8 protein-coding genes and 1 pseudogene are annotated in these 6,903 nt (G+C 47.5%); 2 read left to right on the top strand and 7 right to left on the bottom strand.

What is annotated here, in order from left to right; genetic code table 11:
* Positions 1 to 56: 56 nt before the first annotated feature.
* Genes SSCH_RS18875 through SSCH_RS04340 form a run of 6 tightly spaced genes read right to left on the bottom strand, consistent with a single transcriptional unit; the run spans position 57 to position 2,946 of the window.
* A complete protein-coding gene (locus SSCH_RS18875; RefSeq protein WP_232294213.1) occupies positions 57 to 386 on the bottom strand; it encodes an ABC transporter permease in 330 nt (109 codons plus the stop codon).
* Positions 386 to 667 carry a hypothetical protein gene (locus SSCH_RS18880; protein ID WP_198142164.1) on the bottom strand — a complete coding sequence of 94 codons (282 nt, stop codon included), beginning with the start codon at positions 665 to 667 and terminating at the stop codon, positions 386 to 388. Before SSCH_RS18880 ends, SSCH_RS18875 begins: the two co-directional genes overlap by 1 nt.
* Positions 618 to 974 (bottom strand): ABC transporter permease, encoded by a 357-nt coding sequence (locus tag SSCH_RS20775; RefSeq protein ID WP_044664406.1) that lies wholly within the window; start codon positions 972 to 974, stop codon positions 618 to 620. The genes SSCH_RS18880 and SSCH_RS20775 overlap by 50 nt, the downstream gene beginning before the upstream one ends.
* Positions 958 to 1,260 (bottom strand): ABC transporter permease, encoded by a 303-nt coding sequence (locus SSCH_RS20780; RefSeq protein ID WP_044664407.1) that lies wholly within the window; start codon positions 1,258 to 1,260, stop codon positions 958 to 960. Before SSCH_RS20780 ends, SSCH_RS20775 begins: the two co-directional genes overlap by 17 nt.
* A complete protein-coding gene (locus SSCH_RS04335; protein ID WP_044664408.1) occupies positions 1,257 to 1,946 on the bottom strand; it encodes an ABC transporter ATP-binding protein in 690 nt (229 codons plus the stop codon). Before SSCH_RS04335 ends, SSCH_RS20780 begins: the two co-directional genes overlap by 4 nt.
* Positions 1,921 to 2,946, bottom strand: coding sequence for an efflux RND transporter periplasmic adaptor subunit (locus SSCH_RS04340; RefSeq protein ID WP_044664409.1), 1,026 nt, complete (start codon positions 2,944 to 2,946; stop codon positions 1,921 to 1,923). Before SSCH_RS04340 ends, SSCH_RS04335 begins: the two co-directional genes overlap by 26 nt.
* Before the next feature lie 1,274 nt (positions 2,947 to 4,220).
* On the opposite strand from SSCH_RS04340, the gene SSCH_RS21690 reads away from it, so the two are divergent.
* Both SSCH_RS21690 and SSCH_RS20785 read left to right on the top strand, forming a co-directional pair.
* Positions 4,221 to 4,571 carry a tyrosine-type recombinase/integrase gene (locus tag SSCH_RS21690; protein ID WP_456300447.1) on the top strand — a complete coding sequence of 117 codons (351 nt, stop codon included), beginning with the start codon at positions 4,221 to 4,223 and terminating at the stop codon, positions 4,569 to 4,571.
* Positions 4,568 to 4,948 (top strand): tyrosine-type recombinase/integrase, encoded by a 381-nt coding sequence (locus SSCH_RS20785; RefSeq protein ID WP_052835300.1) that lies wholly within the window; start codon positions 4,568 to 4,570, stop codon positions 4,946 to 4,948. Before SSCH_RS21690 ends, SSCH_RS20785 begins: the two co-directional genes overlap by 4 nt.
* A 154-nt stretch (positions 4,949 to 5,102) precedes the next feature.
* Here SSCH_RS20785 and SSCH_RS04355 read toward each other — a convergent pair.
* Positions 5,103 to 6,249: pseudogene (locus tag SSCH_RS04355) on the bottom strand (IS3 family transposase).
* Positions 6,250 to 6,903 lie beyond the last annotated feature (654 nt).

Raw genomic sequence — 6,903 nt, forward strand, 5'->3', positions numbered from 1 at the left:
TTATGAGAAGGTTAAAAAACTGAACGGGTTTAACTGGAATAGGAGCTTAAAGACGATTAAACAATTAACGATAAATGGCCATCTATGGGATCCAGCCGGGATGCCCGGCGAGCGGGGATGATGCCGAAGATGATGCCCACGGCGATGCAGATGATTGACGACTGCAGCATGATACCGGCTGTCATCACAGGCTTCAGCTCAATGAATATTCCGATCAGTTTGGAGATGCCGAAACCCACCCCGATCCCAATCAGACCGCCGCAAAAGGTAATTAAGACGGCTTCCACTAAAAACTGCAGCAGGATGGTTGCGGGCTTGGCGCCTAGAGCCCTGCGGATTCCTATTTCCCGGCGGCGCTCTGTTACGGAGACATACATGATGTTCATCACTCCCACCGCCCCCGACCGAAGAGGGAGATCCCGGTCACCAGGGCGATGAAACCGGTGATCGAGGATATTACCTTCTGCAGATCTTTGATAAGGCTCGTCGGATCCTCCTGTTTGTAGTCGCCATGCAGTTGGGGATGCTGGTACTGCAATTCATCCCTAACGTCTGCAAAAACCGTTCCCTGATCATATCCCTCTCTGACCTTGATGTCGATGGATAAGATCGACGAGTCATCCTGCAGCAGTTTTTCCGCAAACTGGGGGATATAGCTGAATTCCATTCCCAGAAACTTGCTTGCTCCCCCCGCCCACAATGCCCACAACCTGGAAAAACTGACCGCCCAGCTTCACCGCTTTGCCGATCCCCGCTGCCGGGTCATCGCCAAAAAGCTGCCTGGCCTGTTCCTGGGAGAGATCGATCACATAATTCTGGAATTCGTTATCCTCCGCGGTTATCAATCTTCCGGCCACCAATGGCGGGCGCTGGCTGCGGTATAGTTCAATCGTCAGATAGGCCTTCTGCTCGAAATACTGCGCTTCTGTGCTCAGACCCATCATGCCGCTGAACATATCATTGCTCTGCTCCATCTTTTTCTACTCCATCGATGTTCTCCAGGGCCCTGAAATCCTGATATCGGAAGGGGGGCTCCCATTGCATCATACTCTGCTCGTCAGGCTCGTAGGTCACTCTGAGGGTGTTGACGCTCTCGCTGACCGTCGAGTCGCTCACCTGGGCCTGCAGTCCGGCGCCGATGGATAGGATGGCCACAACTGAAGCGATGCCGATAATAATTCCGATCATCGTCAGGAAAACTCTCAGTTTATGGGCGCGCAAATTGAGAATAGCGCACCTGATCAGCTCATAGAAGTTCATGCCTCTCCCTCTTTTAGAAAAACTCCGTCTTTCAGCCGCAGGCACTCTGTTGCATAGCGTTTCATTTCCTCGTCGTGGGTGACCACCAGGACTGTCTTGCCCTGTTTGTTTAAATTCATTAATTGCGTTATCACCTGCCGCCCGGTCTCTGTATCCAGGGCGCCGGTCGGTTCATCGGCCAGGATTAGATCCGGATTGTTGACCAGCGCTCTGGAAATGGAAACGCGCTGCTGCTCTCCTCCGGACAGCTCATTGGGATAGTTGTTTATTTTATCGGCAAGCCCCAGTTCGTCCAGCGACTGCTTCACCCGTTCCAGGCGCCGGCGATAGCTGTATCCGCCGTGATAGATGAGGGGTATTTCTACATTCTGGGCCACGGACAGGGCTTCGATCAGGTGAAACTGCTGGAAAACAAACCCGATATGTTCATTGCGAAAGGAGCAGCGTCTGTTCTCATCAAGACCGGCGATATCTACTCCCTGATAGTGATAGCTGCCCTCGTCGAAGCGGTCAAGCAGCCCGATCATATTCAACAGGGTGGTTTTGCCGCTTCCGGATTTGCCCATGATCACCACGAAGGAACCCTCGGGCACGCAGAGGTCGAGACTCTTCAATACCGGATATGCTCTCTTGCCCAGCCTGTAGGACTTGGTCAGTCCTTTAATCTTCAGCAGAATCTGCGGCAATCTTCTCCCCCTCTTTGAACTCGCCGTCAGCCTGGCGGACAATGCGCTCTCCATATTCCAGGCCGCTCAGTACGTTCAGGTATTTATCGTTCCAGCGGCTGTAGGTTATTTGTGTTTTATGGATCTTGTCGTTGACCACCTTCCAAACGCAGGCCTGGCCGTCGCTGTCGAACACCGCTGTTTTCGGTATTCTGGGGGCTTCGCCGGCGGGGGTCGCCTCCATCTGGGCATGGAAACCGGGATAAACTCCGGCCTGCTGCTCTGCCTCTATCTCTACATGGACCGGATAAGCTGAGAGGGTGTTCTGCGCAGCCGCGGCTAAATCTTCGCCGCCGGCGGCGACCGGCTCGTTGCCCACGAAGGTGATTTTCCCCTCTATTTCTCTGTTATCGCTATAAAGGGTGATCAGCACTTGCTGCCCCGGCTCCACTTTCAGCCGGTCTCTTTCGCCGATACTGGCCACAAACCGCAGTTTCGGATCGACAAGCCGCATGATCACCTCTGTATTACCTTCGCTGTGGGCCGGGATGGCTACAACCCCTGCAAAGGGGGCTGTCACGTTTTTATAGCGCTCCCCTTTGAGATCTGCCAGCTGCCGGTTGATAGCATAGGATTGTTCCTGCTGCTGTGCGGGATCGCCCCCCTCCGCCGCTGCCGGCAGTGCCGCCAGCTCTTTCTCCAGCTCCTGGTACTGCTGAATCGCCTGTTCGTTCTTGTAATCGAACAGCAGCTGTCCCTTGTCTACTTTCTGACCGTTCTGGACATGGATCTTATTCACCGTTCCCTTGCTCGCATCCGGCGTAAAGCTCACCTCGTTCTGATACTGAAAGCGGCCTTCGCCAAAGACTTTTTGGGGATCCGGTATGGTATAAACAGCCACTTTTCTGTCAGCTGAATCTGAGCGGCTCTCCTTGCTGTGGTTTGCCCAGAAAAGGGCTCCAATCCAGATAATAAAGAAGGCGACGACGCCAAACACCAGCAGCTTTTTCTTTTTTGTCATGTGATCCCGACTCTCCCTTTATTCTTCTTCCCAAAACCCAGACCGCGAAGTCACAACCAGCTGCAGCATACCCGGCTGCCGCCGCAGGAATACGACTACTCCCCTTCTCAATCAAACCAGCTGGATTAGTACGAGGGCAGTAACAAATACGCCGAAAACAACAGCAACAATAACTATGTTTCTTTTCGCCGTTTGTGAAATTTGCTTATCATTTTCAGCCCTAATTATTATGATTAGATTAAACACCGACAATACTACAATAGCATATATGATATAGCGCACGTCATCGTAGTTCACATATCCCAAAATGTTCGTTACAAGTAATATTGCGAAAGTTAACAACAGTAATAACTGGATTATCAAGCAAGTTTTCTTCATGATGTTCTTTTCACATCCTTATCTTGCAGCCCAATTCATTTTTTACCGGGCGTTCTCATAACAAGCAAGAGCGATCCGGCTATGCCAATAACAAAAATTATGAGGTAAAGAATTAAACGATATATCATATCTAATTGATATACTCTTATAATCAATGCACCCAGAATCGCAATGATAAATAGACACATAAAAAGCCATCCGATTGGACTTATTTTTTCATTATTTAACGCAACCTTTCAATTAGTTTTACAAAGAGGGACACCCCTTATGTCCCTCAGGTTGTCCGGTAAGCAAAACTACTCTTCTCACATTACCATATATACCACCCATATAACAATATGGTGTGCGCAACACGTCGGAATCGCGTCATGAACCGTAGGTTTTCGTGTCTTAACCGTTGATTTTTGTGCATCAAAGAAATCAGCCCCCTATAAAAAGAGGGCTGGTTATATCTAAATTAACTTTATCCACACGATCCACACTATGAACATTGGGTGGCGTTTTGATGATATTGGTTAACGGTTGAACTCCCAGTATGATGTCGCGTATTGTCGCTATACTTTACCGCTATTGGCGGTTAGAATTGCGGCGTCAAATTAAGTGAGCGGTAACAGTATGAAACCGTCGGCCCTAGCGTGAAGTTTGTTGTACAATATCAGCGAGGATGCCAGCACACTACAGAGCACGTGGAGGTGAGTGGGCCCAGCGTTTCGCTGACCGAATTGTTATGTGTGCCGACCGCTCCTTGAAGCACAAATAAGTGGGACATAGAGCCCGCAAACTTATCTTTGTAAAGACGCTACTTGTTTTTTGTGCGAGCGGTCAGTCCCTGCCGGTATCCTCACATTACTTTGTGAGGTTTAATATGGCGCTCAAAATCGTTTACCCCGTCTGCTGTGGAATCGACGTCCACAAGTCCTTCGTCGTTGCTTGTATCGCGGCAACTGAAGGCTCCCAGAAGAACTCGCTCAGATTTTACACCATATATTTTCACACATGAAGAGATGAAAAGAATATTTGCTTCAGTTGATTCTATGAGACCTCATACTAGGTACAATTCCGCGGAAGTTTACCCAGTCCTGTTCAGAGTGCTCTACGGTTGTGGGTTGAGAATTTCGGAGGCTTTAGACCTACGTATCCGAGATGTAGACCTGAATATCGGAGTTCTGACAGTCAGGAACGGAAAGTTTAATAAGTCTCGTCTTGTTGTAATGTCACCTTCTCTGATCGATGTGGCACAAAAATGATGAAAAAGATCCATTTAGGTGCCGATGATGACGATTTCTTTTTCAGAAACCGAGATGGTTCAAGACGCAGCAAGAACACTGTTGGAAAACGGTTTCGTGAAAAACTATGGGCAAGTGGCATACCGTACAGGAGCAAAGGAATTGGTCCAAGGCTGCATGATGTCCGTCACAGTTTTTGCTGTCATGCTCTGAAGAATATGTCGGAATCAGGTATCGATATGTACTGCGCGCTACCGATCCTCTCTACCTACATTGGTCACTCGTCTATCCAGTCTACAGAACAGTATCTGCGGCTTACGGAAGAATTTTATCCGGAGGTGACGCAGAAAACCGGGGCCCGAGTTTATCCGGAGGTGTATTTGGTTGAAGCCAACTAATTTTGCTTATCACCTGACTAACTATCTATCAAAACACCTCTCTGGTGAGGTTGGCGCAAGTTAAAATACATTGCTGTCATACCGTGATACTATAGTGCCCCCCGTTGTCAAGACACATTTTTTTTATAAAATAAGCTAATGCGTCCCTCCTTTTTTAAATTGCCATTTTCAAGTATGTTTGTCGGTAGTAATCAACGGGGTATCTGTATCCAAGCGACTCATGAAGACGCTGCTCATTGTAGAACCGTATGTATTGATTTAATCCTCTACGCAGAGCTTTAGGGGTTTCGTACTCATTCAGATAGATGTTTTCATACTTAAGGGTCCGGAAAAACCGCTCCACGAAGATATTGTCCAACGCACGCCCTTTACCGTCCATAGAGATCTTAATCCCTTCTGTTTGAAGAAGTTAAAAATAGTCTTTGTTGGTAAACTGGCTGCTCTGGTCGCTGTTTATGATCTCCGGTTTTCTCAACTTGAAGGCTCTTTTCAAGCACTCTAGCACCCAATGGCGGTCCATGGTGGTACTTAGTTCATAATCCACGATATAGCGGCTGTAAAGGTCAATGATGACGAATAAATACAATGAATCCATGCCTTAGGCGAATATAGGTAATGTCAACCGCCCAGACTTGATCAGGGTGATCAACATTTAGGCCTCTTAACAGATACGGATGAATATATTGGGCATGTAGACGTTTACTCAGGTTGGGGCCAGGACAGATTCCCTGAATCCCCATCACCCGCATCAGCCTCCGGACTCGTTTGCGATTGATCTGTCTCCCTCTGAGCTGCATTTCCGCCGTGATTCTGCGATAGCCATAAAAGGGACAGGCAGTGTAGATTTCGTCAATCAAGCGCATATCGTTAAGATCATTTTGTGACCAGGTGGTTGTTGGTGGCTGCCGATATAAGCTGGTCCGATTCACTGACAGGAGGTAGGCCTGCCGAGATAGGTTAATCCGATAATTTCCCGGTTCAGCCATGCTCTTGCGCACTTCAACTGTACTACTTAAGGCCAGATTTTTTTTCAACCAGTGAATCTCATAGGATTGCTGGCCGATAATCTGTTGGTAACGGGCTTCTTTCTCCTCCATTTCCTTTTTCAGTTTTTCGGTTTTGTCCTTGTTCTGCTCGAAGACCACGGCAGCATTCTTAACGAAGTCGCTCTTCCACTTGCTGAGCATCTGCGGATTCAACTGGTATTTAGCAGCCACCTGATTCAAGGTCGACTCCTCACCCAGAAGTTCCAACACCACTTTGGCTTTAAATTCGGCTGTGTAATGATTTCGCTTTTCCATACTCTTATTTTAGCTTATTTTTTTCCGATTTAGTGTCTCACTACCTGGGAGCAGTATATACCGCCGCAGGAATACGACAGGCAAATGCATATCAAGCATTCAATAGATTTTGAACTTCTGTAAAACTTCGATATATTCAGTCAGAAAAATTTAAAAAAGATATGAAAGGGAACTTAGAAAAATAAACATGATAGCACCCCTTATAAAATCTTCAACATAAGTAGATACTTTATTTTTGGCTTTATTGTATCTATTAGAGATTGTCCCAACAGCCGTGGAAATTGAAGTGGCGGTTCCCAGCCAGATATGGCATAATGGGTTTGGGAAACAACCAAAACCATACAGGGAGGTTACCGCCAATGTCAGCATACCACAAGAAGGCCGATCAGTCGATAGAAAAGAGTACTTATCCCACGGCTAATTCATGATACTATTTACTTCCATATCATCTTGAGTTCGGTTTTTTAAAAATGGAGTTTAGGTTAAATCAATTGCGGTTTTACCGCATTGTCGGCCCGTGAGGTTCCGCTTCGCTCCTTTCGTCGATTCTGAAAGCATAGGAAAACCAGCCATACCATTGCGGTGATGGACAGTCAGTCCCTAATGCCTCTTTGGATACTCACGGGTAAATTCTTTTAAATTATAGTTTGTCCT

The organism is Syntrophaceticus schinkii (assembly GCF_000946815.1).
Taxonomy (GTDB): domain Bacteria; phylum Bacillota; class DSM-12270; order Thermacetogeniales; family Thermacetogeniaceae; genus Syntrophaceticus; species Syntrophaceticus schinkii.